Raw genomic sequence first — 25390 nt, forward strand, 5'->3', positions numbered from 1 at the left:
AGCGGGTCCGGGGTTCCGCTCTCTTGGGCGGGCCTGACCTGTCAGGCTGTGGAAATGGGCCTGAACAGTCTGATTTTTCATGTACTGCCGGACGGCGGAGATGAGCGGGGGAGCAGTTTTGCGCTGCCTGCCACCTGGCTCGGGTCGGCCGGCGGATCCGTAGATGTGCATGTGACGACGCTTGTGCCCGGGGGCGTGCGCGGGAACCACTTTCACCGGGCGCGACGCGAGCTGCTGATCGTTGTGCATCAGGGCGCGTGGTCGGCTCACTGGGATGAGGGCAGCGAGGGAACGCCTGTGCACAGCCGGGGGTTCGAGGGGCACGGGGCAGTGCTGATCGAGGTGCCGCCCATGGTTTCCCACGCTGTGCGTAACGACGGCTCCGCCGTATTGCAGATCACCGGACTGTCCGACGGGGTCTACGACCCTGCGGCACCTGACGCGTACTCAAGGGAAGTGGTGGCCCAATGACGTCCACACCGGCACGGTTCGCGACGTTCTGCCATATCAGCGAGCTGGGCGCCCCAGGGTACGGGGAACTGCACAGGATGCTGGCGGCCAGCAAGCCGCTGACGCTGTGGGCGCCGTCCAGCGCGCTTCTGCAGGATCCGGACTGCCGGATCACGCCAGCCGGCTTCGTCAAGCATGTAGAGAAGGGGCACATCAGGATCGTCGCGCGGCGCAAGTGGCTGATCGACCGCGAAGCGCGCGATGCCCACCCGTGGGCCGGGGCACGGTGGGACACCGCGGTCGATGGGGCGATCCGTAGCATGATGGAGGACGACCTGGCGATCTCGGACCGCAGCCTGCGGCGTGTCGTGGCGGCCGAGGACGAGCAGGGGTGGGCGTTCGCGGAGGCAGCGGTCGAGGAGGACCGGGAAGGCACCCTGGAGTGGGAGCGGCTGCTGGCTTCGGGAGAGGCCGAGCAAGTCATCCCGCCCGGCACGCTGGAGACGGCACGGAGATTCGGCGGCGACGATCCGCGCCGACAGGTCATCGCAGTGCTCCGTGACGCGTACAACCACGGCCACGCGATCCGCGAATCGGACGCCGACGTTCCCTTCCTGATGCGCAGGACCGACCGTGAGTTCATCACCCGGATCGCCTCCATGTCGTGTCCACCTCAGTTACCGCACCTGCCACACCCTGCGCAGGCCGGTGACGAGGCGGTCCCCGTCAATCTCGCCGAGGTCACCGGGCAACTGCTGGACGTCCTGCGCAGCATCGAGACAAACCGGACCGACATCGGGAAATTCGTCGGAACCCAGGAGCACACCACGCTGGTGGCCTGGACGGCTGCGGTCTGCGAGCGGGTCAAATCCCAGGGAATCACCGCAGCGAACGTTGAGGTCGCCCGGGAACTCGCCGACCAACTCGCACAGGCCGGCTTCCCAGGGCTGGCACTGTCCGAACTGGGACGCCACTGGACAGCGGATGAAGCAACATCCGCAGCCGTCGCGAGCCTGGACTCCTGGCTCACCTTCAGCCCGTTCGCAACGGGAACCCCGGGCTTCAACGACTTCCTCGGCCTGCTGACCGCCGCGTTCCCCGTCGGCCGCGGGCTGTGCAAGCGCCTGGGCCTGGTACCCGGCCACTTCAACGGCCCCCAATGGCCGTTCCTGTACGCCGGAAAGAAAGCCACCCGACGGTCCGTGCCGGCACTACTGGCAGAACTTCAAGAACCCACAGGCTAGAACTGGACCTCGCGCGCCTGGTGGCCCGAGGGCGCACCCATGCGGAAATCGCTGCCCAACTGTCCATTGCCGTGGGCACGGTGAAGACCCACTTGGGGAACGTGCAGGACAAGTTGGATGCCCGGAACCGGGTCGAGATCGCCGCTTGGACCTGGGAATCCGGCTTCGTCGGCCAGGAGCGAGCGCCCCGGCGGTTGCCTCTCCCCACAGTGTTGATGTTCTCTACCAGGGCAGTCCGGGTGGGAACCGATCACCCGGCAAACGGGAAGCGATCACCAACAGCTCCGGACGCGGCAAGCCAAGGGCACTCGTGAACACCCGATGGAACAGGCAGACGCCGTGAGGTCATGACGTCCGTGTCGTCAGATGACGTACGGGCCTGTCTCACGTTGTTCCCGGCATGGAAGAGATGACGGAAGAGACGTTGGAGCTGCTGGACGTGCTTCTTGACGGGGTCACCGAGCCGCGCCTGAAGCTGATCAGCGCCAACGAGGCGCGGTCGGTCATGGTGCTCCTGGGGCTGCCTGAAGTCTACGAGCAGCCCCAGGATGTCCGCCGGGCCGCAGGCGAGATGCGCTTCCGTATCGGATCCCGCCTGGCCTGAACCGGGACCGTCTACGGTGCGATCTCGTAGGAGATGTTCGCGCCGGGGCAGTCCTCCGCGAGCCCGAGCAGCGCTTCACGCTCGCGGTCGTCGGCGGCCAGGCCCCAGCGGAGCTTGGTCTCGACCCAGCCCGTCACGTACGTGCAGGCGTACTCTGCGGCCGGAGGCATCCAGTCGGCGGGGCCCTTGTCTGCCTTCGCGCGATTTGACTTCGCGGTGACCGTGATCAGGGAGGTGGGTGTGGCCAGGTCGTTGGCGTAGGCCTCGCGGCGTTTCGCCGTCCACGCAGAGGCGCCGGAGTCCCAGCTTTCGGCGAGGGGCACCAGGTGGTCGACGTCCAGTCCGGAGGCTGCGGTGACCCAGGTGTTGTCGTACGGCGAGAACCGCTTCTCCCCGGCCAGCTTGCAGCCCGGCGCGACCTCGGGCCGCTCAACGGCTTCTTCGAGGATGACCTCGGCGCGGGGGAAGTCATCCTCACCGAGGCAGTGACGTCGCCGCAGGTATCGGCTGGGTGCAAACTGACAGGCGGATCCTGGCGCAGCCCCTAGGACAACCTCGTCATCACCGGCGCCGGCCGCCTCGACTTCGACCACCTCGTCCCGTTGGCCGAGGTGTTCTATTCTGAACGGGCGCCTTGGCCGGCGGCACGGCGCGAGGCCTACGCGAACGACCAGAACAGCCCGGACACCCTGATCGCGGTATCCGCCGCCTCCAACAGGTCCAAGGCCGACAAAGATCCGGCCGAGTGGCTGCCCTCGGACCGCTCCTACCACTGCACTTACGCAGCGACTTGGGTCGGCACCAAGCTCCGCTGGGACCTGGCTGTCGATGAGAACGAGCACCAGGCCCTCCTCGGCCTCGCGGAGGACTGCCCCACCACCACCGTCGTCTACGAACCCGCCCCGTAATCACCGCGATCGGCCCACGCCTAGCGCGGGCCGATATGCCGGACGTTTGCCTGGCTGTCGCGGAGCACCCCCGACCTGCGCCGCCGCCTGGCCCAGCCCGTCGGCAGCGGCGCCCAGGCCTCCCCCGCCGACGGAGTACTGACCGCATTTCCTTCACCTCTCGGGTGCGAGGATCGTCGGCGGGCATTACCCAAGCCTCCCGGCACGTGGCAGGACTGTTCGGCTAAATGATCAGTCTTGACCCTGGGGATGTTTCGCGTGGCTGTTACGGTGCCGGACTGGGCTGACACACCGCTGGATCTGATCGGTGTGGCCTGGCCCAACGTCGACGAGGACGCGTACCGCGACATGGCGGACGCGCTCCGGGAGTTCGCGGACGACCTCGAGGACGACGGGCAGCTCGCGAACAACCACGTCGAGCGTCTGCTGTCCTCCGGCAGGGGCGAGTCGATCGAGGCGCTCAACTCGCATTGGAACACGGTCAAGGGCAAACACCTCAAGGACATCGCCTCAGGTGCCCGCACCATCGGCGGGTCTATGGACCTGGCGGCCGGGGCAGCCGGGGGCATGAAGGCAGCGGCCCTCGTCCAGCTGGGCTACCTCGCCACCGAAGCCGGTATCGCGCTCTCGCTGATCCCGGTGACGGGCGGCCTGTCAGGGGGCCCGCAGGAGCGTGGTCGCGTGTCGGGCGTTCATGCGGACCTTGATGAGGATCCGCCAGTTCTTCAGGTCGGCGAAGCCGTGCTCGTTCGCCGCGCGCTCGCGACTGATCAGCTTGTTCGCTTCCTTCTGGGCGGTCCCGAGGGGAATGGCCGCAGGTCGCTTTGCGGCCGGTGATGATCACGGGGTCGTCGGGATCGTCGTCCAGGCCGGTGAAGCCGAGGTCCTCCAGCGCCCCGAGGCCGGTTTCCCGCAGCTCGCGGGTAACCCGCGGAACCCCGTAGGCGCCTCGAGTCGTGCCGTGAATGATCCGGATCTGCTCCGTGAGAGCCACCTCGGCCTCGGCCCTTGCCGTGCGGGCCGGCTCCGCCAGACGTCAGCCGTAGAAGCCCGACCGGGAGACCTGCAGGATTCTGCACAGCCGCCGGATGCCGCACTCCACATCGTGGTCAGAGATGAACCGCCAGCGGCCGGTCAACGACCCATCTCCTTCGCAAAATACTGGGCAGCCTTGTGGAGAGTCCCCTTCTCCAGCTCCAGCTCACGGACCTGCTTCCGCAGCCGCTTCAGCTCTTCACGCTCAGACGGTGTCATCGCGTCACCGTCCCCGCCGGCCGCGGGCTGGGCCTTGTGGACCCACTGGCGCAACGACTCGCCGTTGACCCCGAGCTCCTTGGCCACCGAGCCGACGGTCCGGCCGGCCGGCCGGTGGACAACACCAGCTCGACCGCGCCCCGCTTGAACTCCTCCGAATACCGGGCAGTACCCACCACCACACCTCCATCTCGGATCCCACAATCTGATCCTCAAGAGATGTCCACAAACGGGGGCAGCCCTACATCTCACCTCACCCCGTCCCGTGTTCCCGAGCCCCGAGGCGCCGAGGCGCCGACCCCGGGCGGCCACCCGACGCCAAGAACAAACACCGGGCACCCCGCCACGACGTCGGCAAGACCGTCAAACGCCCCGAGACCCTCAAGGCCATCGGCAGACCCGGCCGGTCCTGGTGGATGACAAACAGGTTTAGTCAGCTACGGGCGAAGGCACGCAGGTCTTCGTTGAGACGGTCCGCATGGGTCGCGAACAGCCCGTGGCCCGCGTTCTCGTACACATGGAGTGTCGCGCCCGGGATCAGGGCGGCGGCGCGGCCTCCCGTGAGGTGGAGCGGGGCGGAAGCGTCGGCGGAGCCGTGCACCACGAGGACCGGGCAGTCGATCTTCGCGAGCTCCGGTACGAGGTTCAGTGAGGGCAGGAGGTCGTTGAGGGCCGTCCCGGCCCGTGCCGTCGCTCCCCCGCAGAGGTCCACCATGTGCGCCACGTACGCGTCCGACACCGCCGGGCCCGGGAGGTGGCGGGCGAAGAAGGCGTCCGCCCCGTCGGCGAAGAACTTGGCGCGGTCCTGCTGGAAGGTCTCGTTGAACGCGCGGATGAACTGCGGATCCAGTCCCTCGGCGTGATCCGAAGACCGGGCCGGCCCGGGCGCCACCCCGCTGACGAGAACGGCCCGGGCTACCCGCTCACCGCCGTCGAGGGCCAGGTGGCGGACGACCTCGACGGTGCCGAAAGAGTGCCCGACCAGCGTGACGTCGAGCAGGTCCAGGTGGTCGAGCAGGGAGCCCAGGTCCCCGGCCAGCGTGTCGAGGTCGAAGCCGCCCCAGACGTCCTCGGACCTGCCGTGTCCCCTGCGGTCGAGCCCTACGCACCGGAACCCCTCGGCCGCCAGCGGCAGCATCTGGTACTCCCACATCTCGGTACTGAGGTAGGAGCTGTTGACGAAGGCGATGACGGGGCCGTTCGCCGGACCGTAGTCGACGAAGTGCAGGCGGGTGTGATCGGTCGTGGACTCGAAGTACGGCATGACGGGGGTCCTTCCGTGGGGCGGCTGTGGGGTGGCTGTGGGGCGTGGCACCATCCTTGCCCGGTGCCATAGGTCTCGGCCATTACCTCCGAGGTCATGAACGAGGCGGATACCTGGTCTCCTGCGCCGGGCATTCGAGGCCAGGCGTTCGAGGATCTCGACGGCGCTATTCACTCAGGCGAAGGGGCTGGGGGCTGGGGGTTCTCGCCCTGAGGGGAAGCCCCAGCAACGGACCGCCTGGTTCGCGCCCCAGGCGTCACCGTCGAACGGGTACCGACCGACAACGCGCGGGCCTACAGCGAGAACGCCGGGTTGGTCTTCCGGTTGGTCCGCCGGCGCCGGTGCGGCGGACCGGTCATCAAGGTGGTTCAGATCCCCGCGAGGAACTCCCGGACCGTGATGGCGAAGCCCTCGGGGTCGGCCTGTTGGACGAAGTGGTCGGTGTCCAGCCGACGGTAGACCGTGCCGGGGCGCCTGGAGCACATGGCATGGGCCTGTTCGGCGGGCAGGACCTGGCTGCGCAGCCCATGGATGAGGAGTGCGGGGCAGTCGGTGGCGAGCCACTGTTTCCAGTGGTCGCCGTGAACGAGGTTCTCGGAGTCGACGGTGTCCTGCGGGTGGAAAGGCAGCCGCCAGCCGGCGTCGCCGGGCAGCGGGCTCAGCAGAGGGCCGAGAACGGCGGTGAGGAGTCCGCAGGCGGCGGCCAGTTCCTAGCAGGTGGCAGCGGTATAGGGGAAGTCGAGCACGAAGGCGAGGGGGGGCTGGTTCCGTGGTCAGGCAGGTCGACGGCGGTGTCGACGTTGATCAGGGCCTCGACCAGGTCGGGGCGTTCGGAGGCCAGGTGGAACGCGTTGATCGCGCCTGGGCAGTGGCCGAGGAAGACGGCCCGGTCGATGCCGCGGTGGACGAGGAGGTCGGCGAGGTCGGCGAGGTAGCCGGCGCGGGTGTATTCGCGGGCGCGCTGGGAGTCGCCGTGGCCGCGCTGGTCAGGGGCGATCACCTGCCACTCAGGGCTGAGGGCGGAGGCCAGTGCGGCGAGGAGAAGGCCGAGTGTGTCGGTGACGATGCTCCGCTTCCGGCCGACGATCTTCTTCCCGGCGTCGATGCCCTGGCCGGAAGCGTGAACGCTGGTGGAGGTCTTGACGCTCGGGGCGTCGATCACGCAGGCCGAAGGCTCGGCATCGCGTGCCTCCTTCTCCCGCAGGAGCTGCCTGAGCATGCCGTTGAGCTGGGCGAACACGCCCTCGTCGGCCCATTTTGCGAAGTACCCGTAGACGGTGTTCCAGTGCGGAAAGTCATGCGGAAGGTAGCGCCACTGGACCCCGGTCCGGTCGACATACAAGATCGCGTCCATGATGTCGCGCAGATCGCGCTCGGGCGGCCGACCGAAATCCAAGGCCCGACCCCGGCGCTCAAAGCGCCAGGCCGCGAGGACCGGCTCGATCAACTCCCAACGCTCATCAGACAGATCACTCGGATACGGGCGTCGTTTCGCCATGTCTCCGGCGTACCGCGCCGGACCGAGCGCCCTCGGCGGGGTCCGCTCGGAGCGTGTGCGCCGGGACTCAGAGGTCTCCGGCCAGGTCGCAGGACGTCCAGTCGCCTGACTGGCTCTTGGGTACATAGCACGTCGCGTACCGGTAGACAGGGGTGCCGTTGGGGCCATCGTACTGCTTTCCCCAGACTTCGACGGTTCCCTGCCACCACCAACCTCCCACTGGGGTCCAATAGTTGGGGGTGTTGATGAAGTCGCTGCATATGCGGGTGCCGGCCTGGTTGTTGCCGCACACTTCGATCCGGTCGGAATAGCGCGTCGACACGGACACCTGTTGGCCATTGCTGCCTGCTGCGGCAATGCCCGCGGAGCTGACAATTCCAGTGGCGGCCAGAATTGTTGCCCCAAGGGCCACAGCGACCGTCTTGCCAATTCTCACGAGTTCCCCAAAGTTGAAATGGAGGGTGCAACGACACCTAGGTCGAGAAGCCCGGAGTCGACCACCGGTCATATTGAGATCATCGCATCTATGGTGACTAAGAGTAGATCCGACGCTGCCGAATCTAGTCCGGAATCGATCGTCAGACTGAACGTTGGGTGCGGGAATCCTTGACGCTCAGTGCACGGAAATCGGTAGGGCTGATTCCGTATACCTCGCGGAAGGTACGACTGAAGACCACGGGTCCACTGAAGCCCCAACGGGCGGCGATGGCGCTCAAACGGTGGGCTCGCAGACGAGGGTTGGCGAGATCGGCGCGGCACCGCTCGAGGCGGCGCTGACGTATCAGGGCTTGGACGCTCTCCTCTTGGTCGTGAAAGAGCTGATGGAGAGTGCGTACCGATATGTTGTGGTGGGCGGCGACTGCCGAGGGATTCAGTCCCGGGTCGCTGAGGTTGTGTTCGATGAAAGCGTGGATCCGCTGAACCAGGGCCTGTGTCCGGACTTCGGCAGGAAGCTGGTCCTCGGCGCTCAGATGTTGGGCCAGGCAGGCCGTCGCGAGGTCGACGGCGATCCTGCCGAGATGACGCAGCTGTTGTGGTGTGCATTCGGCGCCGTGGCCTTCGAATGAGGTCATGAAGGCCGCCAGGATCGCGGCCATGCCCTGATTGCCGGGTATGCGGCGGGCCAGTATCTGGTCCAGGCGCTGGGTGCGCAGCGGCATGATGTTCCGGGGCAGCAGCAGGATCGTGGCTTGCACCTGACCGCCCGCGGCGGGCATCTGGTTGTCGGAGGGCCGTGAGGTGTCCCAGAGCATGAGGTCGCCTGCTCCGATGGTGCACTCGCTGCGGTGTTGCGACAGCGACGTGGATCCCTTGCGCAAAAGGGCCAGCTGGTACTGCTCCGGGTCGCCACGCCGGATCATCGCGGCCGTGCGCCGCGAGCGCAGGGGGGACAAGGAGAACCTCGACGCACGGATTTCCCCCAGGTCCAACACTGCGGCCTCGCCCTGGAATTCGGTGGGACGCTCGCTGCTGAGCGCGGCAGGCATCACCTCACGCGCGACGATGTCGGAGTACCAGTCGAACCGTTCCCCGGCCGGCACCTCTCCCGTCGACACCACTGACCACATCCAATACCCCCTATTAGATCTCTTCGACGAGGAACAGGATGCAAGGCGATCGGCGCAACGGGTTTCAGGGGGGGGTACCCACAGCCAGAATCTGCCGATGCACGAGACCTCGGGAATCCGCTACATCCTGGGGTCTCGCGCCCTGCACTGGTGTCTCCGGCAGGACTCAAGCCCGGCTTCCCGGGGGCAGTCCGCCGGCACGACCAGGCCGTGCGCGAGGGCGACGCGGCCCGGCTCACGGGGACCTGTCCGGGCAGGCACGGCCGCTGGGGGCGAATCTGTGTCTTGCCCGACGGTCACGAGACCTCAGTGGCTCCTCCCCGCCATAAATGACGGGGCTTCCTGTTACGCCGTGTTGGCGTTGCAGCGGACCAGCCCGGCCCGGTTCAAAACGTTGATCGCGCCCACGGTGTCTGCGTGCGCGGCGTGGCCGCACGAGACGCAGTGGAACTTCTCCTGCGCGGGACGGTTCTCCTTCGCGGTGTGCCCGCATTCGGGACACTCGCGCGAGGTGTTGCGAGGGTCCACCGCGACGATTTTCCGGCCGGCACTTTCAGCCTTGCTGGTGAGGATCGCGAGGAACGCCCCCCAACCCGCATCGTAGATCGACTTGTTCAGTCCGGCCTTGGCGGCGGCCCCGTTGGGCAGGAAGCTGTCCGCGTTGTCGGGTTCGGGCTTCGACTTGGGGGCCCGCACCATGTTGGCGATCGGCAGTTTCTCGTGCGCTATCGCGTCGTGGACGCGGACGAGCTGGAGTGCGGCCTTGTGTGCGTGGCCGAACCGCTGGCGCCGTCGCTCGATCGCCGCGGCGACGTCCTGGAGAAGGGTCTCCAGTTCGGCGGGCAGGGGGACGGTGGTGGTTCCGACGGCTGTGATGTGCCGGTCCCAGTCGTCCTGGCACTCCCCGGCTGTCTCCCAGCCGTACTCCCGGAAGGGCAGGTCGCCAGCCGTCGTCCGGTCCAGGACTCGGGGCTCGCCCCGCCAGCCGCACGAGCACTCCCCCTGCAGGGCATGCGCCTGGGGGCGCTGCGAGTAGGTTCCGCCGTTGTAGACGGACCAGTGACGGACCTCCCAACCGAAGCCTCCGGAGCTCGAGTCGAAGGACACCGGCTTGCGGCTGCTTCCGTCACCCAGGAGCGTCCCGACCCGGCCCTCGTGCGACTTGCCGTACTCCTCGGACGTCCAGATCTCGTCCTTGTCCACCAGCACCTCCCACACCGCACCGCGGGCGGGATCCCCGCCCGCGGTCAGACCATCTCGCGGCCGCACACCGGATGTCCGGTCGCTCCGTCCGTGTCTACATCGAACCGTCGCTCAGCACGCGATCGAGCGCTGCCCGGCCAGCCGGTCCCCACGTCGGCTTGCCTCCAGGCAGGCCCCGGTCTCCGTTCCGGCCCATCAGCATGAGGAACAGGCTTTTCAGAGCAGCCAGCCCGCGGGCGCGCAGGATCGTCGCCTCGTCCGCCTGCGCGTAGGCGTCGAAGAAGCGCAGGGCGGCGCCCGCGGGAAGGATGACCCAGGCGGCCGCGAGGTCCCACGCCGGATCGCCGGCGAACATGTCACCGAAATCGATCACGCCCGCGAGCATCCCGTCCGAGACGACGACGTTCGCGGGATGGAGGTCGCCGTGCACCCACAGAGGCGGGCCCTCCCACTCGGGCGCCGCGACGGCGTCGTCCCAGACGGACCGGACGTCGTCGGCGATGCCGCCCGGGACGACGGCGTGGAAGAAGTGGTCGAAGCCCTCCGTGCACTTCTTGGGATGTTGGCCGCGGTCCGAGGTGATCGGCGCGTCTTCAAGCGCCTCCACGTAGAGCGCGGTGAGGAAGGCCGCCAGAGGGTCGGCCGCGTGGTCGCCGCGGCTGATGGAAGTGGAGTCCAGGGGCTTGCCGGGGACCCACGTCATGACCGTCCAGGGCTTCGGGAAGCGCGCGGACGGTCCACCGGCCCGTACGGGGTTGGGGACCGGGAGCGGCAGGCGCGGGGCCAGGACGGGCAGCCACCGGCACTCCTTGCGCTGGAGGTCCGGGGCACGTTCCCTACGGGGCATGCGCACGGCCAACTCTTCCCCGAGGCGCCACTGCCGGTTGTCCCATCCGCCCGCTACTTCGCGGATGTCCAGCCCCGCAAGGTCCGGATGCTGCTCCCGCAGCAGGTCGCGGACCAGGTCTGCGGTGATCTCGATATCGATCTCGATATCGGAATCGGTCATACGAAGCACCGTACCGGGGCAACGGTCGTCTCCCGTTGGACTGAACGGGATCGCTGTTCACGACACCGGTCGTGTTCAGGCGGGTGGGGCGGGCCGGGAGCCCCGGTCCGCCCCAACCCGGCATCAGGCCGCCAACGCTTCGCGGAGCGTTGAAGGCTTGAGCCCGAAGACGTCGCGGATGTCGCTGTCGTCCACGAGGAACGGACGCTCCGACATGTAGCTCATCTCGGCGAACTCCCGCCACAGCGGATCGGCGAAGGACAGCAGCGCCAAGTCTCTTTCGGTGAGCGGCTCCAGCCGGGGTTCGGGGGCTCCGTGGAGTTCGGCGAGGTCGGTCGCTGCCCGGCGGAGGGTCGTAGTGATGACTGGTGCGTGCCAACCGCGTCCCCAGGCTCGTTCGTCGCCGCTGACCGCCACCAGCGCCGCCGCGACGTCCTCGGTGTACGAGAACGCATGCGCCGCATCGGGGTTGCCGTGGACGAGAGCCAGTTCGCCGTCGCGGACCCGGGGCGCGACCAGCAGTGTGAACGGCGAGACCGCGCCGGGGCCCAGGTACTGGCCGGCCCGCACCTCGGTGGCCCGTACCCGCCCTTCGTCGTGGGCGGCCTTGGCCTGCTGCCACAGCTGGGCCCTCACCCGGCCCTTCCGGGTCTTCGGGGTCATCGGGGTGCGCTCGGTGACCGGCCCGGTCGTCTGCTGGTAGCCGTAGTGGTTGCCGAGCATCACGTAGTCGGCGCCGGCCCGCTCGGTCGCGGCGAGGATCGATGTGAACAACGGCGGCATGGTTTCCGGCCAGGTGTGGTAGGCGGTCATGGCGGCGTTGAAGACCGTGGTCGAGCCGGCCAGTGCCTCGGCCAGCTCGTCGGTGCGGCCCGCGTCCAGGGCGATCCGTTCGATGCCGAGGTGGTCGGGGCCACTGCCGCTGCGGGTGATGAGGCGGACCCGCTTGCCGCTGTCGGCCAGCAGCCTGGCGGTCGCAACGCCGGTCGCGCCTGCCCCGATGACCACTGATTCGGCTGATTCAGCCATGACATTGTCTCCGGTTTCCCTCGAAGTCAAGCGCCTCCCTGAAGAGGGGAGACATGGTTCGCGGAGGCCCGTCCGTCCGTCCGCTCGCCCAACTGTGTCGTGGTGAGGCGGGGTAGGGTCAGTGGCCTGAATGCCATGGACCCCAAGGATCTAGCCATGCATCGTGTCGCCGTACTGGCCGTCCCCGCCGTCAAGCCCTTCGACCTGTCCATGCCGTCGGCGCTGCTCGGCGCCGCCGAGCTCGGCGGCCGCCCCTGCTACGAGGTGACGGTGTGCACCGCCGTGCCCGGTACGGTCGCCGCCTCCGGCGGCATCGAGGTGGTGATCCGGCACGGCCTCGAAGCGGTCCGGGCGGCGGACACCGTCATCGTTCCCTCGACCGCCAGCAGGCACGACGCCGGGCCGGCCGTGCTGAACGCCTTGCGGGAGGCCGCCACCGCGGGGAAGCGGGTCGCCTCGATCTGCAGTGGCGCCTTCGTCCTCGCCCAGGCGGGGCTCCTCGACGGCCGTGTCGCCACCACCCACTGGGGCTTGGCCGAGGAACTGCAACGTGCCTTCCCCCAGGTGCGCGTGGACGCCGACCGGCTGTTCGCCGAGGAAGGACAGGTCCTCACCGGTGCGGGCTCGGCGGCCGGGATCGACCTGTGTCTGCACCTGATCAGCTCCGACTACGGGGCGGCCGCGGCCAATGCGGCGGCCCGCGCCGCGGTCGTCACCCCGGTGCGGCACGGCGGGCAGGCACAGTTCGTGCGGACCCCACTGCCGGCCGAGACCGACTCCTCATTGGACGCGGCCCGCGTCTGGGCCCTGCAACACCTGGACCAGCCGATCTCCCTGCACGACCTGGCCGGTCAGGCCAGGGTCAGCGTGCGGACCCTGACCCGCCGTTTCACGGCCGAGACCGGCGTGACCCCGTTCCAATGGCTGCTCCAGCAGCGGCTGCTACGGGCGCGCGAGCTGCTGGAGACCACCGATCTCACCGTCGACCACGTGGCACACCACAGCGGCCTCGGCTCCGGCGAGTCCCTCCGTCAGCACCTGACCCGCCAGATCGGCATGACCCCGGCCGCCTACCGGGGCGCCTTCAGCCACCGCCGCCGGGCGTGAAGACCTGCCGGGCAGTCGTTGCCGACCAGGGTATCGAGCAGGGATCCCGACCCCACCACGTGCGCCCGGCAGGCCCCGCGCGCCCGCGCCGCACGCCATCTGGAGCCCGGCGGCCGATTCGTCATCGAGCTGGGTGTGCCGCTGCTGCGCTTTCTGCCGCACGGCCAGGTCGCGGTGCCGCTCCACATCTCCGAGCAGCGTCTCGGCTTCGGGGTCCGTGGCGTGCCGTCGGAGCCGCTGATGAGAGACCCGGCCACCGCCCGGTCCGGCGCGATGCCGGGCAGTTCGCGGGCGGCAGGTCTGAACAACGTGGATGCGCGAGCACGGTGCCACTGGCGAGGCCGACACGGTCAACGACCTGGAGAGGGTCCGATGTTCGACATCGAAGGCGTGGGTGTCTTCCTCGGGATGGACGTCGGCAAGACAGCCCACCACGGTCACGGGCTCACCCCGGCCGGGATGAAGGTCTTCGACAAGCCGATGCGAGGCATCAAGGGCGGCAAGGTGGCGATCAAGATCCCCGCATCACTCACTACCGACGAGGTGGAGTCCGTCGCACTCGCCGCACTGCAGGATCCGGCCCTTCGCGTGGTCGTGGCCCTGTCCGGCATCCATGCGCTGCCCGCCCGCCAGATTCGATCGATGCTGGTCGAACACTGGACCTGCCGGGACGGCGACTCGACCCCGAGGGCTTGAACCGTCCCTTGGACGACTACACCGCCGAGGCGATCAGCGAGTACCTCGCCTACCGCCACCAGCGGTGGCCGAACAGCACCAACCCACATCTGCTGATCACTAGGGTAGGTCCTCTCCCTTGCGGCGGCGGTGCGCCATCACGAGCCCGGTGCCCGGGTAGTCGCCATCGGCGATGGTCATCGTGTTGCCGACGGCGGCCCTCGCACCGGATTCCGCCCAGGCCCGGCAGTCGTTGTGATTACCTGGTAGCGGTCGGCCGACCACCAACCACCAACTTACCGAAGGCGCGCGGACTCAGCCCGGTGCACGGAGCTATCCAGGACGGCTCGGATGCCGTGATCACACCTGTGCACGGCCAAGATCATCACGCGGCAAGATCACTTACGGGACCCCTGGCTTCGTGAGGTGTCTGCGGTGAATCCGGCCGCCCGCACGGGCGAGTTATCCGCCGAAGGCCTCTAGGGGCGGGTGTCGGGCCCCCTGGACCCCCAGTACGGTTGATCATGATGGCCTCTCGGACCTCGCCATCGTCGCCACCATCCGCTCCAGGCGGGCCAGCCGGGTCTTCTCGGTGCGGGCGGTGACCAGGCCGAGATACAGGGCGAACTGGTCGGACTTGCCGAGCGTCTCGTAGAACGCCCGCGCCGACGGGTTCGCGTCGAGCGCCTGGACGAGATCCGGCGGCGCGGTGGCGTTCTTCTGCGAGGCGTATGCCGTCGCCCAGCGACCGTCCGCCCGCGCCGCCTCGACCTCGGCGAGGCCGCGGGGGCGCATCCGTCCCTCGGCGATCAGGGCCTCGGCCTTGTCGACGTTCACCTGCGACCAGGGCGAGCGGGGGCGGCGGGGTGTCGTGCGCTGCAGGAAGTAGGTGTCGTCGAAGCCTCGGCGCAAACCGTCGATCCAGCCGAAGCAGAGCACCGTGTCGACCATCTCTTCCCAGGTGAGCGACGGGATGCCGGTATGTTTCTTGGCGATCTTCACCCAGAGCGCGGTCCGTTCCCCGTGATGCTCGTCGAGCCATGCCTCCAGCTCGGCCGGGCTCGCGGGGACAAGAACCTCGACGCCGTCCTCGTTTTTCTGCATACACCGCAGACTAGAGGCCATATAGGACAGATTCCGACCTACTTTGGACGTCGATTCTTTTGGAGCGATCGTTCGTTGAGCCGTCCATGACGGATCTGGTTGAGCGGCTGGTGCCGGACGAGTTGTGGGTGCTGTTCCGGCGGGTGGTACCGCCGACGGAGGTGGTACGTCCGCAGGGTGGGGGCCGGTGTCGTGCGGGTGACCGCGAAGCTCTGGCCGCGATCATCTTCGTGGCGACCTCGGACCGTACCTGGCGGCAGCTTCCGCCGGTGTTCGGCCCGAGCTGGCAGACGGTGTACCGACGCTTCGCCCAGTGGAGCCGGGCCCGGGTCTGGGCCCGGCTCCACCGCGTCATCCTCGACGGACTCGGAGCCCGCGGGGAACTCGACTGGTCGCGCTGCGCGATCGAGTCCGTCAGCATGCGGGCTGCAAAGGGGGGCCTCCGGCGGGACCGAATCCGACCGACCGAGGCAAGTTGGGATCGAAGATCCATCTGCTCACCGACCGGAATGGAATGCCGCCGTCGGTGAGTATCTCCGGGGCGAACATGCATGACAGCCAAACCCTTGAACCGCCCGTGCGGGGCATCCCGCCGATCCGCTCACGCCGAGGCCCACGACGGCGACGAGCGGCGAAACTACACGCCGACAAGGGCTACGACGACGATCACCTGCGTCGATGGCTCCGCAAGCGCGGCATCCGCCACCGCATCGCCCGCAAAGGGATCGAGTCCTCACAGGGGCTCGGCCGCCACCGATAGGCTGTCGAGAGGACCGTGTCCTGGCTCGTCGGCTACCGTCGGCTCCACCGACGCTACGAGCGCAAGGCTGAACACTTCCTCGCCTTCGCCTGCATAGCCGCAGCCCTTATCTGTCGCCGCAGACTCGCCCGTGTGGACGGACAGGAACAGTCAGCGTGAGGCCCCGACACTGGCGACCCAGACAGCCAACGGTCTGATCTCCGGCTCGGTCCCGGTCTTCACCGAGGCGCTCTGCACATCGTCTAGATCAGACCAGGCGATGGAACCCGGCTCGCTGTCGGACAGAAAGCCCTCGATGACCGGACCGAGGTCGTCGGAAGCCACATAGGTACCACTGAACGGCAACGCATCCGGGGCCACAGAACCGGTCGAGCACCGAAGCTGCCCGGCCTGTTCGTCGTGCCACACGTAGAACGTCGCCACGCCGGGAAAGCCCAGATCGCGAATGCGTTCCCGGATGGCAGCAGCAGTCCGCTCGAAGGCAGCCACCACTGCGGCGACGGACAACGAACTCCTGTCCCCATCCGCCGTACTCAGCGACCAGGTTTTGGTCTCCCACTCCACCCGCCGGTCAGCCGGCTCCAGGACCAGGGGCTCGGCCGCCACCTCAGCAACCCACGTCAACAGCACCACAGCAGGATCCTGCACAGCTCGGCCCGAGAACCACCAAAAGAAACAACGTCTTGGACCCAAGCGCCATCTGCAACACCCAGAGGATTCCCAACCAACCCACACCAACCCCAGGTCAGCCGGACCTGACGCCGCGAAGCCGTCCACCCCAGCTCACCGAACCACCGATACCGCAACCCCCTCCCTCTCAGCGACAACCCGGCCCCGGATTGCACGCCCCATTGCGGCGGCCCAGCCACGCAGCCAACGAGGGCTTCAGTCGTGGGGCTTCTAGGCCCGGCCGCCGGGCGTGGACCGCGGCGAAGCAGCCCTAACCCGACAACGACGGCTACCTGATCGAATGCGTCCGCACAGGCCGCGATGCGGCGGCGGGTCAGCCGTTCAGTGACGTCATGAGCTCGGGCGCGTACCGGTCCCCCGAGACCACGCCATGCGGTGCGACGGCGTCGATGGAGGCCAGGTCGGCTTCGGTGAGGGTGACCGAGGTCGCGGCGACGTTCTCCTCCAGGTAGTGGCGGCGCTTGGTGCCGGGGATCGGCACCGCGCCCCTGCTCAGGGTCCAGGCGAGCGCGAGCTGCGAGGGGGTGACCCCCTTCTCGGCGGCGAGGTGGCGGACCCGGTCGACGACCGCCAGGTTGCGGTCGAAGTTCTCGCCCTGGAAACGGGGGTCGGTGCGGCGGAAGTCGTCGGCGGCGAAGTCGTCCGGGGTGGTAATGGCACCGGAGAGGAAGCCGCGGCCGAGCGGGGAGTAGGCGACGAGCCCGATGCCCAGTTCGCGCAGGGTGTCGAGGACGCCGTCGTGCTCGATGCCGCGCTCGAAAAGGCTGTACTCGGTCTGTACGGCGGCCAGCGGGTGGACGGCGTGGGCGCGGGCGATGGTGGTCGCGGCGGCCTCGCAGATGCCGATGTGACCGACCTTGCCGGCGGAGACCAGCTCGGCCATGGCACCGATGCTCTCCTCGACCGGCACGTTCGGGTCGACGCGGTGGAGGTAGTAGAGGTCGATGCGGTCGGTGCCGAGGTGGCGCAGGGAGCGGTCTGCGGAGTGGCGGATGTACTCGGGGGTGGCGTTGTGGCCGCGGAAGGCGCCCTCGTCGGTGAACTCGACGCCGGTCTTCGTGGCGATGACCGCGTCGTCGCGGCGGCCGGTGAGGGCCTTGCCGAGGAGCTGCTCGTTGAGGAAGGGGCCGTAGCCCTCGGCGGTGTCGAGCAGGGTCACACCCAGCTCGAGGGCGCGGTCGATGGTGGCGAGGGACTCGGTCTCGTCGGTGGCTCCGTAATGGGCGCTCATGCCCATGAGGCCGAGGCCCTCGGCGCCGACCTTCAGTCCCTGGCCGCCCAGTGCGCGGATCTCCATGATGCCCTCCGTGGGGTGTGGGGTCAGTAAGTAACTAACCGGATAGTTCGATTCTGCAGGAGGGGTGCGGCGGATGTCAATAACTAGATAGTTACTTGCTAGGCTGGCTGCCATGGCACGGGATTCCAGCGCAACGAAGGCACGGCTGCTCGACGCGGCGTTCTCCGAATTCGCCGCGTACGGCATCGCCGGGGCGCGGGTCGATCGCATCGCGGAGGCCGCCCAGGCGAACAAGCGGCTCATCTACGTCTACTACGGCAACAAGGAACAGCTCTTCGACGCCGTACTCCAGCAGGCCCTGGAGACGGGCTCGGAGTCCGTCCCCTTCGACGCCCGCGACCTGCCCGGCTACGCGGGCGCCATCTTCGACCACCTGGTCGAGCGGCCGGACCTGATGCGGCTGGTCCAGTGGAAGCAGTTGGAGCGGCCGGGCACCACCGACGCCGAGGCGGAGTCCTACCGGGGCAAGATCGCGGCGGTGGAGCAGGCGCAGCGGGCGGGAGGGATCGACCCGGAGCTGGATCCCGAGGACCTGCTCACGCTCGTACTGGGCCTCGCGCAGGCGTGGACGGGCGCGGTGGGCGCCGCGGCGGCGGGTGGCCCGGGCGCCGTCTGGTCCCCGGCGCGCCTGGCCCGCCACCGCGAGACGGTGGTCGAATCCGTTCGCCGCCTGATCCGGCCCTCGCGGGCCGCGGGCTAGCACTGCAAGGGTCTTTAGGTTGGCAGGCTCTGGTGGCGTGTGGCCGCGTCGTTTGTAGTGGCTGGTGCGGCTGGGCGCAGCTGCGCACGGTCGTCAACGGCCGGCACTCCAACCGGCCTCCGGCCCGGCCCTGATGGCATCGAGGTGACGGCGGTCAGTGAGTTCCTGCACCACATGCTCGCCGGCCATCGACGCCACCGTCACCACCCAGCCCACCGGCCGGGACGCCTGAACGCCGTGCTCGCAGGCCAGGCGCAGTTCGGCGTCGCGGGCGACCTGCCTGCGGTCACGGCCGCGCTGGGCGGGCGCGAACTGCGGATCGTCGCCGACCTGTCCCGGTTCTCCGACTGGCGCCTGTTCACCCGGACGGAACGGGGAATCACCCCTCGTCCCCGAAGCGCTCGGCCCGCTGGTCCTCGGCCTGGCCTTCATGCTCATCGAGCTGATCGACTTCTCGGCAGTGGCCGGTACGGCCGGCGACGGCTGCCTCGGCCTCGCCATGACCGGCGGCCTGAACACGAGCGCCTGCGCCGGCGCAGCGGCACAGCGCCGGCCGTGCCGGACCTGAGGGACCGGACCACCTCCGCTCAGAGCACCTCCCGCACCGTCGGGAAGTGGCACGAGGCCACGTGGTCGGCCGCGTGGGCGGTCGGCTCCGGGGCCTGCGTCTCGCAGCGCTCGCGCTGATCCGGATCCAGTCGCGCGTACACGGGGCAGCGGCCCCTGAACCGGCAGCCCTCGTAGCGCCGGGTGGGGCTCGGCGGGTCGCCCGCCAGCAGGATCCGGCCGCGCTGCCGTTCGCGCTCGCGTTCCGGGTCGGGCAGCGGTACGGCGGACAGGAGTGCCTGGGTGTACGGGTGGCGGGGCCGCTCGAAGACGTCCCGGACGGCACCGGCCTCGACCGTCCGCCCGAGGTAGACGACGCTGACCCGGTCGGCGATGTGCCGTACGACGGACAGGTCGTGGGAGACGAAGAGGTACGCGAGCCCCAGCTCGGACTTGAGTCGGCGCAGCAGGTTCAGGACCCCTGCCTGGACGGAGACGTCGAGGGCGGAGACGGGTTCGTCGAGCACGAGCAGCTTCGGCCGCACGGAGAGCGCCCTGGCGATCCCGATGCGCTGGCGCTGCCCGCCGGAGAACTCGTGCGGGAAGCGTTCGGCCGCGGCCCTGTCGAGCCCGACCTGGTCGAGCAGCTCCGGGACCCGCCGGGCGGCGCTCGCCCGGTCGGCCCCCTGTGCGCGGAGCGGTTCGGCGATGATGTCGCCGACCGGCATGCGGGGGTCGAGGCTGGCCATCGGGTCCTGGAAGACGATCTGCACCTGGCTGCGCAGTTCCCGTCGCCCGGCCTTGGTCAGCGTGGCCGTGGCCTTTCCGAACAGCTCGATGTCACCGTCCTCGGGCCTGGCGAGGTGGAGGAGTTCGAAGAGGGTGGTGGACTTCCCCGACCCCGACTCCCCCACCAGCGCGAGGGTCTCCCCGGCGCGGATGGCGAGGTCGATCCCGTCCACGGCGTGCACCGTCCCGACCCGCCGCTTGAAGACCGTCCCCTTGAGTACGGGGAACGTCTTGACGAGCCCGGTCACCGCGAGCACCGTTTCCCCTGTGGTGCGCTCGGGTGCCCGCGGAATCTCGGGCACGGGGTAGACGTCGAGTACCTCGAGCCCCTTCTCCACGATCTCACCGGCACGGACGCAAGCGGCGAGGTGATCTCCAGCGTCCCGCGCCGACGGCCGCAGCGCCGGGACGGCCTGCGTGCAGGGTTCCTGCGCCATCGGGCAGCGCGGCGCGAAAGCGCATCCCGGACCGGTCCGCCCGGCCGCGGGCGGCGAGCCGGGGATGGGGACGAGCGCGCCGTCACCCCCGTCGAGCCGGGGTACCGCCCCTATCAGCCCCATCGTGTAGGGCATCGCTGGGCGTCCGAAGACCTCGGAGGCCGTCCCCGTCTCGACGATGCGCCCCGCGTACATCACGGCGACCTGGTCCGCCGTTCCCGCGATGACTCCGAGGTCGTGACTGACCAGGACCAGTGCCGCCCCTGTCTCCCGCTGTGCCGTGCGCAGCACGTCGAGGATCTGGGCCTGGATGGTGACGTCCAGGGCCGTCGTGGGCTCGTCTGCGAGCAGCACGTCCGGGTCGTTGGCCATGGCCATCGCGATCATGGCGCGTTGCCGCATACCGCCCGAGAACTCGTGCGGGAACGCCTGGGCGCGCAGGTCGGGTTCGGGGATGCCGACCAGGTCGAGGAGTTCCACGGCCCGCGCCCGCGCCCGGTCCCGCGAGACGTCCTGGTGGGCGCGTACGGCCTCCGCGATCTGGTCCCCGATCCGGTACACCGGGGTGAAGGCGGACAGCGGGTCCTGGAACACCATCCCGATGCGCTGCCCGCGCACCGCCGTCAGCGCTGTGTCCGAAGCGCCGACCAGCTCGGTCCGGCCGAGTCGCACCGAGCCGCGTACGGCGGCGTTGGCCGGCAGCAGACCCAGCATCGCGAGCGCGGTCGCCGACTTGCCCGACCCCGACTCCCCGACCAGGCCGAGGACTTCACCGCGGGCGAGCGAGAAACTGACCCCGCGCACTGCGGGGGTCCCGTCGAAGTCGACCTCCAGGTCCCTGACGGACAGCACTGCGCGGGTCGCGGTCATCGGCCGACTCCCTTCGATCCGGCGCGGGTGCGCTTGGGGGACCGCGTCGACGTGGGGTCGAGGGCGTCCCTCAGTCCGTCCCCCAGCAGGTTCACGGCGAGGACGAACACGATCAGCAGCCCGGCGGCGAAGAAGAACATCCAGGGGTAGGTGACCGCCGCCCCCGTGGTGCTCGCGATGAGCGTGCCGAGCGAGACGTCCGGCGCCTGCACGCCGAACCCGAAGTACGAGAGCGCGGTCTCGCTCATCACTGCGCCGCCGACGGCGATCGTCGCGTCGATGATGAGGAACGAGGCGATGTTGGGCAGGATGTGCCGCCAGATGATCCGCAGCGGTCTCACGCCCATGTACACGGCCGCCTTCACGAACTCCCGTTCCTTGAGTGACAGCGTCATCGACCGGACCACCCGCGCGGTGATCATCCAGCCGAACACGGCGAGCAGCCCGACGAAGGCGACCCAACCGCCGCTGCGCAGCCGCGGTGAGACGATCGCGATGATCAGGAACGACGGGAAGACGAGCAGCAGGTCGACGAAGAACATCAGCAGCCGGTCCGGCCAGCCGCCGAAGTACCCGGCGCAGGCGCCGACCAGTGAGGCGAGGACCGTGGAGAACAGCGCCACCAGCAGCCCGATGACCAGGGACTTCTGGAGCCCGCGGACGGTCTGCGCGAAGACGTCCTGGCCGATCCGGTTGGTGCCCCACCAGTGGTCGGCGCCGGGCGCGGACCGCAGCGCGGTGTAGTCGATGTGGCTGTAGTCCCACGGGCTGACGAGCGGTCCGGCGAAGGCGAGCAGGAAGAGCAGGATGAGGACGGCGGCGCCTACCAGCGCGCTGCGGTTGCGCAGGAAGCGGCGCAGTACGACGGTGGTGCGCCCGGCGGGACGGGCGATGCTCGGCGTGCCCGGGACGCTGCTCTCGATGGCGGCGGTCATGGTCGGTGTTCTCCTGGATCAGGCGTGTGGGTCAGGCGTTGCGGATGCGCGGGTCGAGCGCGGCGTGCAGTACATCCGCGAGGAAGCCGGACAGGAGCACCGTCACGGCGGCGAACACGTTGACAGCGACGACCGAGTTGACGTCGTTCTTGCCGATGGAGGAGATGAACCATTCGCCCATCCCGTGCCAGCCGAAGATCGTCTCGGTGAAGGTGGCGCCGGTGAACAGGGCCAGGAATCCGTAGCTGAAGTACGTCGACATGGGAATCAGGGCGGTTCGCAGGCCGTGTTTGAGCAGCACCGTCCGGCGGCTCAGGCCCTTGGCTGCGGCGGTGCGCAGGTAGTCCGATCCGAGCACGTCCAGCATGGTGGAGCGTTGGTAGCGGCTGTAGCCGGCGATCACGCCGAGTCCGATGGAGATGGTGGGCAGCAGCAGGTGGACGCCCCGGTCCTTGAACACCGCCCAGAAGCCGGTCTCGACGCCGGGGCTCTTCTCGCCGGTGAACTGGATGACGTCGGCACCGGTCTTCGTGTTGATCCAGATCGCGCCGATCTTCAGCAGAACAGCCAGGAGGAAGACGGGAGTCGAGAGCAACACGAAGGAGGCGAGCGTCATTGCCCGGTCGGAGAAACGGTATTGGCGCACCGCGGTCCAGGCCCCGGCGAGCACTCCGATCACGGTCCCGGCAATCGTGCCGAGGAGCAGCAGCCGCAGACTGACACCGATCCGCCGCCCGAACTCGGCGCCCACCGGGGTTCCGTCGATGGTCTGTCCGAGATCGCCGCGCAGGGCGCGTCCGGCCCACGCGGAGAAGCGGGAGACGAGCGGGGTGTGGTCGTTGACGCCGAGCGCGGTGAGGTGGTGGTCCACCGAGGCGGGCGACAAAGGGGGTTGGCGGCCCTCGTAGTACGCCCGCGGGTCGAGCGCGTAAGAGGCGAGCAGGTACGAGAGACAGACGGCGGCCAGCAACAGCACGGCGTAGTAGCCGAGCCGCTTGGCGAGGTAGGCGGCCACGGGTGTGAACCTCCGCAAGTGCTCGTGATCCACGGGGGATCGTCAGGAGAACGCGACACCCGGAGGCGGTTCGGGGATCACGGCCGTGGCAGGTCAACCTGGCGTTTTCTTCGGCTTGTTCACACAGCTTGACCGCTACTTGTTGCGGACATGCTAAGAAAACATAGCGAGATTCCAGCAGGCCTCCCCCAGGAGCGCAAGATCTCCTACGGTCGGCCCTGCCGCGGTCCCGCTCAGGCCGCCCCACAACCGGAGGAAGTGTCCCGATGCGCAGAACCACGGTCATCGCCGCAGCCGCAGTCCTGTCGGCCACCTTGTTGGTGTCGGCCTGCGACTCCTCCGGCGCGGACGACGGCGCATCATCGAAGAAGGAGGAGGCGCCGGCGGTCGACGGGCAGAACATCAACGCACAGCCGGTGAGCTCCCTCAAACAGGGCGGCTCGCTCAGGATCGCGATCGACCAGTGGATCACCCAGTACAACGTCAACCAGGTGGACGGACAGCAGGGCGACGGCTCGGAGATCGCCAGGACCGTGCTCCCGCACCTCTTCTACGCGGACGCGAAGGGTGTCGGTCAGCCGAACCCGGCATTCCTGGCCTCGGCGAAGGTCGTCTCGACCAGCCCGCAAGTGGTGGAGTACCAGCTCAACCCGAAGGCGCACTGGTCCGACGGAACGCCCTTGAGCTGGAAGGACTTCGAGGCGCAGTGGAAAGCGCAGAACGGCTCCGACAAGGCGTACGAGGCGGCGGACACCTCCGGCTACGACCAGATCGCGAAGGTCGAGCAGGGCGCCGACGAGCACGGGGTGAAGATCACGTTCAACACTCCGTACGCCGACTGGACGCGACTCTTCGACCCGCTGTACCCGGCCGCGTACACCGACACCCCCGAGAAGTTCAACAAGGGCTGGACGGAGAAGGCGCCGGTCACCGCGGGCGCCTTCAAGATCGGCACCTACGACAAGACCGCGCAGACCATCACGCTGGTTCCCGACCCCCAATGGTGGGGTGACAAGCCCAAGCTGGACTCGCTCGTCTACCGCGTCCTGGACCGCTCGGCGCGCACCGAGGCCTTCCTCAACAAGGAGCTGGACGAAGCACCCGCGCTGCTGCCGGAGGACTACAAGCGGCTGGTCAAGGACCCCGCGACGGACATTCGGCGCGGCGCCCGCTGGGACGAGGTCCACATCACCCTCAACGCCGGGCGCGGCCCGCTCCAGGACGTCAAGGTGCGCAACGCGCTCCAAGCGGCCATCGACCGCAAGGGCATCAACGCCAGCTTCGCCAAGGACCTCTCCTTCGAACTGAAGCCGCTGAACAACCACTTCTTCATGCCGAACCAGGCGGGCTACAAGGACAACTCCAGCGAGTTCGACGCCTACGACCCGGCGAAGGCGAACAAGCTCCTCGAAGAGGCCGGCTGGAAGGACGCGGGCCAGGGCAAGCCGCGGACCAAGGACGGCAAGGAGCTGACCCTGGACTACACCCTCAGCGCGGGCGGTTCGTCCTCTCAGGAGGACCAGGCCCAGTTGGTGCAGCAGCAGTTGAGCGCCGTCGGCGTGAAGGTCGACATCAAGAAGGTCCCGGCGAACGACTACTTCGGCAAGTTCGTGAACACCGGGAACTTCGACCTCGTCAGCTTCCGCAACGTCGACGAGGCCTACACCTCGAAGCTCATCCCGGTCTTCCAGCAGCCGCAGGGCGACAACCTCTTCCAGAACTTCGGTTCGGTCGGCAGCCCGCGGATCGACGAGCTGCTCAAGAAGGCCGGCCAGACCACGGACCACGCCGAGGCGTTGAAGCTCTACAACGAGGCCGACGCCGAGATCTTCAAGCTGGGCCACTCCATCGAGCTGTACCAGCGCCCGGAGGTCACGGCGGACCGCAAGGGCCTCGCCAACTACGGCGCGGCCGGCCTTGCGGACGTCGACTACACGAAGGTGGGCTGGCAGAACTGAACCGCCGGGCCGGGACACCCGACCGGTCATCCCACCGGATGTCCGGCCGGGTGTCCCGGCCGATGCCCAGCGATGCACAGCGTGCTGGACCAGACGGCTACGCCGACGGCCGGCCAGGACAACATCCGGGCCTCCTGGCTGATCCACCGCGCCCACGCCGAGCGCGAACACCACACCATGCGCACCGTCTGCTGCCCGCTCTTGCCACCCGTCGGCACATCGACCTGGTTCGGACGTCCAGCGCCATCTGTCAGCCCGCCTGACGTCATACGTAGGGCCTCGCTCCACGCACAGTGTGATCACGAACATCGTCGTGTCGCAGGCGTCCCTCAGGGAGCACCCGAACGTGGTCGAGGCCGTGCTGCGCGGCACGGTCAAGACGAACGAGTGGATCAACGCCCACCAGGACAAGGCGAAGGCTTCCGCGAACACCGGCAAGCCACCAACGCGAAAGCCCCCTTCCGGCGGCTCTGAGC

25 protein-coding genes and 7 pseudogenes are annotated in these 25390 nt (G+C 68.6%); 14 read left to right on the forward strand and 18 right to left on the reverse strand.

Features of this window, described 5'->3' with window-relative positions; genetic code table 11:
* The first annotated feature begins 54 nt into the window (after nucleotides 1-54).
* From OG490_RS00290 to OG490_RS00305, 4 genes are all read left to right on the forward strand, one after another.
* Complete coding sequence (locus OG490_RS00290) at nucleotides 55-471, forward strand: polysaccharide biosynthesis C-terminal domain-containing protein (RefSeq protein ID WP_330294237.1); 417 nt, start codon at nucleotides 55-57, stop codon at nucleotides 469-471.
* The gene (locus OG490_RS00295; RefSeq protein WP_330294238.1) at nucleotides 468-1694 is read left to right on the forward strand and encodes a hypothetical protein; all 1227 of its coding nucleotides are present in this window, start codon (nucleotides 468-470) and stop codon (nucleotides 1692-1694) included. The genes OG490_RS00290 and OG490_RS00295 overlap by 4 nt, the downstream gene beginning before the upstream one ends.
* Nucleotides 1610-2008, forward strand: a complete 399-nt coding sequence (locus tag OG490_RS39050) for a response regulator transcription factor (protein WP_443065722.1) — start codon at nucleotides 1610-1612, stop codon at nucleotides 2006-2008. Before OG490_RS00295 ends, OG490_RS39050 begins: the two co-directional genes overlap by 85 nt.
* Nucleotides 2009-2094: 86 nt before the next feature.
* Nucleotides 2095-2298: a hypothetical protein gene (locus OG490_RS00305; RefSeq protein ID WP_330294239.1), complete on the forward strand. Its 204-nt coding sequence runs from the start codon at nucleotides 2095-2097 to the stop codon at nucleotides 2296-2298.
* A gap of 11 nt (nucleotides 2299-2309) precedes the next feature.
* On the opposite strand, the gene OG490_RS00310 is transcribed toward OG490_RS00305, so the two are convergent.
* Nucleotides 2310-2891, reverse strand: a complete 582-nt coding sequence (locus tag OG490_RS00310; protein ID WP_330294240.1) for an HNH endonuclease family protein — start codon at nucleotides 2889-2891, stop codon at nucleotides 2310-2312.
* Nucleotides 2892-2909: 18 nt separating this feature from the next.
* Here OG490_RS00310 and OG490_RS00315 point away from each other — a divergent pair, with 18 nt between their 5' ends.
* Nucleotides 2910-3206: a DUF1524 domain-containing protein gene (locus OG490_RS00315; RefSeq protein ID WP_330294241.1), complete on the forward strand. Its 297-nt coding sequence runs from the start codon at nucleotides 2910-2912 to the stop codon at nucleotides 3204-3206.
* A 258-nt stretch (nucleotides 3207-3464) separates the two neighbouring features.
* A pseudogene (locus OG490_RS00320) lies at nucleotides 3465-3863 on the forward strand (WXG100-like domain-containing protein); the annotation flags it as partial.
* A 477-nt stretch (nucleotides 3864-4340) separates the two neighbouring features.
* Here OG490_RS00320 and OG490_RS00325 read toward each other — a convergent pair.
* The 9 genes and pseudogenes from OG490_RS00325 to OG490_RS00365 form a co-directional block, all read right to left on the reverse strand.
* A complete protein-coding gene (locus OG490_RS00325; RefSeq protein WP_330294242.1) occupies nucleotides 4341-4799 on the reverse strand; it encodes a transposase in 459 nt (152 codons plus the stop codon).
* A gap of 94 nt (nucleotides 4800-4893) precedes the next feature.
* The gene (locus OG490_RS00330) at nucleotides 4894-5724 is read right to left on the reverse strand and encodes an alpha/beta fold hydrolase (protein WP_330294243.1); all 831 of its coding nucleotides are present in this window, start codon (nucleotides 5722-5724) and stop codon (nucleotides 4894-4896) included.
* A gap of 658 nt (nucleotides 5725-6382) precedes the next feature.
* On the reverse strand, nucleotides 6383-6724 hold the full coding sequence (locus tag OG490_RS00335) for an alpha/beta fold hydrolase (protein ID WP_443065924.1): 342 nt from the start codon (nucleotides 6722-6724) through the stop codon (nucleotides 6383-6385).
* 33 nt (nucleotides 6725-6757) lie between these two features.
* Nucleotides 6758-7222: pseudogene (locus OG490_RS00340) on the reverse strand (IS5 family transposase); the annotation flags it as partial.
* Between the two features lie 67 nt (nucleotides 7223-7289).
* On the reverse strand, nucleotides 7290-7658 hold the full coding sequence (locus OG490_RS00345; RefSeq protein WP_330294244.1) for a hypothetical protein: 369 nt from the start codon (nucleotides 7656-7658) through the stop codon (nucleotides 7290-7292).
* A gap of 142 nt (nucleotides 7659-7800) precedes the next feature.
* A complete protein-coding gene (locus OG490_RS00350) occupies nucleotides 7801-8790 on the reverse strand; it encodes a helix-turn-helix domain-containing protein (protein WP_330294245.1) in 990 nt (329 codons plus the stop codon).
* Nucleotides 8791-9135: 345 nt separating this feature from the next.
* Nucleotides 9136-9582, reverse strand: a pseudogene (locus OG490_RS00355) (RNA-guided endonuclease InsQ/TnpB family protein); the annotation flags it as partial.
* 505 nt (nucleotides 9583-10087) lie between these two features.
* Nucleotides 10088-11002 (reverse strand): aminoglycoside phosphotransferase family protein, encoded by a 915-nt coding sequence (locus OG490_RS00360; protein ID WP_330294246.1) that lies wholly within the window; start codon nucleotides 11000-11002, stop codon nucleotides 10088-10090.
* A 123-nt stretch (nucleotides 11003-11125) separates the two neighbouring features.
* The gene (locus OG490_RS00365) at nucleotides 11126-12031 is read right to left on the reverse strand and encodes an NAD-dependent epimerase/dehydratase family protein (RefSeq protein ID WP_330294247.1); all 906 of its coding nucleotides are present in this window, start codon (nucleotides 12029-12031) and stop codon (nucleotides 11126-11128) included.
* Between the two features lie 156 nt (nucleotides 12032-12187).
* On the opposite strand from OG490_RS00365, the gene OG490_RS00370 reads away from it, so the two are divergent.
* Nucleotides 12188-13138 carry a GlxA family transcriptional regulator gene (locus OG490_RS00370; RefSeq protein ID WP_330294248.1) on the forward strand — a complete coding sequence of 317 codons (951 nt, stop codon included), beginning with the start codon at nucleotides 12188-12190 and terminating at the stop codon, nucleotides 13136-13138.
* A gap of 87 nt (nucleotides 13139-13225) precedes the next feature.
* Nucleotides 13226-13348 (forward strand): annotated as a pseudogene (locus OG490_RS00375) (SAM-dependent methyltransferase); the annotation flags it as partial.
* 588 nt (nucleotides 13349-13936) lie between these two features.
* Here the strand turns inward: OG490_RS00375 and OG490_RS00380 are convergent.
* Nucleotides 13937-14101: pseudogene (locus OG490_RS00380) on the reverse strand (IS5/IS1182 family transposase); the annotation flags it as partial.
* Between the two features lie 234 nt (nucleotides 14102-14335).
* The gene (locus tag OG490_RS00385; protein ID WP_330294249.1) at nucleotides 14336-14917 is read right to left on the reverse strand and encodes a YdeI/OmpD-associated family protein; all 582 of its coding nucleotides are present in this window, start codon (nucleotides 14915-14917) and stop codon (nucleotides 14336-14338) included.
* 86 nt (nucleotides 14918-15003) lie between these two features.
* Here OG490_RS00385 and OG490_RS00390 point away from each other — a divergent pair.
* Nucleotides 15004-15836 (forward strand): annotated as a pseudogene (locus tag OG490_RS00390) (IS5 family transposase).
* Here the strand turns inward: OG490_RS00390 and OG490_RS00395 are convergent.
* Together OG490_RS00395 and OG490_RS00400 are read right to left on the reverse strand one after the other, a co-directional pair.
* The gene (locus OG490_RS00395) at nucleotides 15828-16310 is read right to left on the reverse strand and encodes a hypothetical protein (protein ID WP_330294250.1); all 483 of its coding nucleotides are present in this window, start codon (nucleotides 16308-16310) and stop codon (nucleotides 15828-15830) included. The pseudogene OG490_RS00390 and the gene OG490_RS00395 sit on opposite strands and share 9 nt — an antisense overlap.
* Before the next feature lie 370 nt (nucleotides 16311-16680).
* Nucleotides 16681-17664 (reverse strand): aldo/keto reductase, encoded by a 984-nt coding sequence (locus OG490_RS00400; RefSeq protein ID WP_330294251.1) that lies wholly within the window; start codon nucleotides 17662-17664, stop codon nucleotides 16681-16683.
* Between the two features lie 112 nt (nucleotides 17665-17776).
* Here OG490_RS00400 and OG490_RS00405 point away from each other — a divergent pair, with 112 nt between their 5' ends.
* Nucleotides 17777-18364 carry a TetR family transcriptional regulator gene (locus tag OG490_RS00405; RefSeq protein WP_330294252.1) on the forward strand — a complete coding sequence of 196 codons (588 nt, stop codon included), beginning with the start codon at nucleotides 17777-17779 and terminating at the stop codon, nucleotides 18362-18364.
* A gap of 93 nt (nucleotides 18365-18457) precedes the next feature.
* On the opposite strand, the gene OG490_RS00410 is transcribed toward OG490_RS00405, so the two are convergent.
* Complete coding sequence (locus OG490_RS00410) at nucleotides 18458-18802, reverse strand: hypothetical protein (protein WP_330294253.1); 345 nt, start codon at nucleotides 18800-18802, stop codon at nucleotides 18458-18460.
* Here OG490_RS00410 and OG490_RS00415 point away from each other — a divergent pair.
* Nucleotides 18795-18932, forward strand: a complete 138-nt coding sequence (locus tag OG490_RS00415) for a hypothetical protein (protein WP_330294254.1) — start codon at nucleotides 18795-18797, stop codon at nucleotides 18930-18932. The genes OG490_RS00410 and OG490_RS00415 overlap by 8 nt on opposite strands.
* Before the next feature lie 19 nt (nucleotides 18933-18951).
* On the opposite strand, the gene OG490_RS00420 is transcribed toward OG490_RS00415, so the two are convergent.
* From OG490_RS00420 to OG490_RS00430, 3 genes are read right to left on the reverse strand one after another with little or no spacing between them, the layout of a single operon-like run.
* Complete coding sequence (locus tag OG490_RS00420; RefSeq protein WP_330294255.1) at nucleotides 18952-21006, reverse strand: ABC transporter ATP-binding protein; 2055 nt, start codon at nucleotides 21004-21006, stop codon at nucleotides 18952-18954.
* On the reverse strand, nucleotides 21003-21941 hold the full coding sequence (locus tag OG490_RS00425; RefSeq protein ID WP_330294256.1) for an ABC transporter permease: 939 nt from the start codon (nucleotides 21939-21941) through the stop codon (nucleotides 21003-21005). Before OG490_RS00425 ends, OG490_RS00420 begins: the two co-directional genes overlap by 4 nt.
* Nucleotides 21942-21972: 31 nt before the next feature.
* A complete protein-coding gene (locus OG490_RS00430) occupies nucleotides 21973-22956 on the reverse strand; it encodes an ABC transporter permease (protein ID WP_330294257.1) in 984 nt (327 codons plus the stop codon).
* A 266-nt stretch (nucleotides 22957-23222) separates the two neighbouring features.
* Here OG490_RS00430 and OG490_RS00435 point away from each other — a divergent pair, with 266 nt between their 5' ends.
* The 3 genes and pseudogenes from OG490_RS00435 to OG490_RS00440 form a co-directional block, all read left to right on the forward strand.
* The gene (locus OG490_RS00435; protein WP_330294258.1) at nucleotides 23223-24914 is read left to right on the forward strand and encodes an ABC transporter family substrate-binding protein; all 1692 of its coding nucleotides are present in this window, start codon (nucleotides 23223-23225) and stop codon (nucleotides 24912-24914) included.
* Nucleotides 24915-24976: 62 nt separating this feature from the next.
* Entirely contained in the window at nucleotides 24977-25177 is a 201-nt protein-coding gene (locus OG490_RS39055) for a putative leader peptide (RefSeq protein ID WP_443065723.1), read from the forward strand.
* Nucleotides 25178-25209: 32 nt separating this feature from the next.
* Nucleotides 25210-25344 (forward strand): annotated as a pseudogene (locus tag OG490_RS00440) (sulfate ABC transporter substrate-binding protein); the annotation flags it as partial.
* Between the last annotated feature and the right edge of the window lie 46 nt (nucleotides 25345-25390).

The sequence above is a fragment of the Streptomyces sp. NBC_00503 genome, assembly GCF_036346895.1.
Classification (GTDB): Bacteria; Actinomycetota; Actinomycetes; order Streptomycetales; family Streptomycetaceae; genus Streptomyces.

Bases quoted from the DNA above. Each gene is read 5' to 3' on its own strand.
- OG490_RS00330 (WP_330294243.1), bottom strand. From the start codon at position 5,724: ATGCCGTACTTCGAGTCCACGACCGATCACACCCGCCTGCACTTCGTC.
- OG490_RS00405 (WP_330294252.1), top strand. From the start codon at position 17,777: ATGGCACGGGATTCCAGCGCAACGAAGGCACGGCTGCTCGACGCGGCG.
- OG490_RS00420 (WP_330294255.1), bottom strand. From the start codon at position 21,006: ATGACCGCGACCCGCGCAGTGCTGTCCGTCAGGGACCTGGAGGTCGAC.
- OG490_RS00365 (WP_330294247.1), bottom strand. From the start codon at position 12,031: ATGGCTGAATCAGCCGAATCAGTGGTCATCGGGGCAGGCGCGACCGGC.
- OG490_RS00400 (WP_330294251.1), bottom strand. From the start codon at position 17,664: ATGGAGATCCGCGCACTGGGCGGCCAGGGACTGAAGGTCGGCGCCGAG.
- OG490_RS00305 (WP_330294239.1), top strand. From the start codon at position 2,095: ATGGAAGAGATGACGGAAGAGACGTTGGAGCTGCTGGACGTGCTTCTT.
- OG490_RS00425 (WP_330294256.1), bottom strand. From the start codon at position 21,941: ATGACCGCCGCCATCGAGAGCAGCGTCCCGGGCACGCCGAGCATCGCC.
- OG490_RS00435 (WP_330294258.1), top strand. From the start codon at position 23,223: ATGCGCAGAACCACGGTCATCGCCGCAGCCGCAGTCCTGTCGGCCACC.
- OG490_RS39050 (WP_443065722.1), top strand. From the start codon at position 1,610: ATGGCCGTTCCTGTACGCCGGAAAGAAAGCCACCCGACGGTCCGTGCC.
- OG490_RS00370 (WP_330294248.1), top strand. From the start codon at position 12,188: ATGCATCGTGTCGCCGTACTGGCCGTCCCCGCCGTCAAGCCCTTCGAC.
- OG490_RS00385 (WP_330294249.1), bottom strand. From the start codon at position 14,917: ATGCAGAAAAACGAGGACGGCGTCGAGGTTCTTGTCCCCGCGAGCCCG.
- OG490_RS00290 (WP_330294237.1), top strand. From the start codon at position 55: ATGGGCCTGAACAGTCTGATTTTTCATGTACTGCCGGACGGCGGAGAT.
- OG490_RS00410 (WP_330294253.1), bottom strand. From the start codon at position 18,802: ATGAGCATGAAGGCCAGGCCGAGGACCAGCGGGCCGAGCGCTTCGGGG.
- OG490_RS00360 (WP_330294246.1), bottom strand. From the start codon at position 11,002: ATGACCGATTCCGATATCGAGATCGATATCGAGATCACCGCAGACCTG.
- OG490_RS00350 (WP_330294245.1), bottom strand. From the start codon at position 8,790: ATGTGGTCAGTGGTGTCGACGGGAGAGGTGCCGGCCGGGGAACGGTTC.
- OG490_RS39055 (WP_443065723.1), top strand. From the start codon at position 24,977: ATGCCCAGCGATGCACAGCGTGCTGGACCAGACGGCTACGCCGACGGC.
- OG490_RS00295 (WP_330294238.1), top strand. From the start codon at position 468: ATGACGTCCACACCGGCACGGTTCGCGACGTTCTGCCATATCAGCGAG.
- OG490_RS00415 (WP_330294254.1), top strand. From the start codon at position 18,795: ATGCTCATCGAGCTGATCGACTTCTCGGCAGTGGCCGGTACGGCCGGC.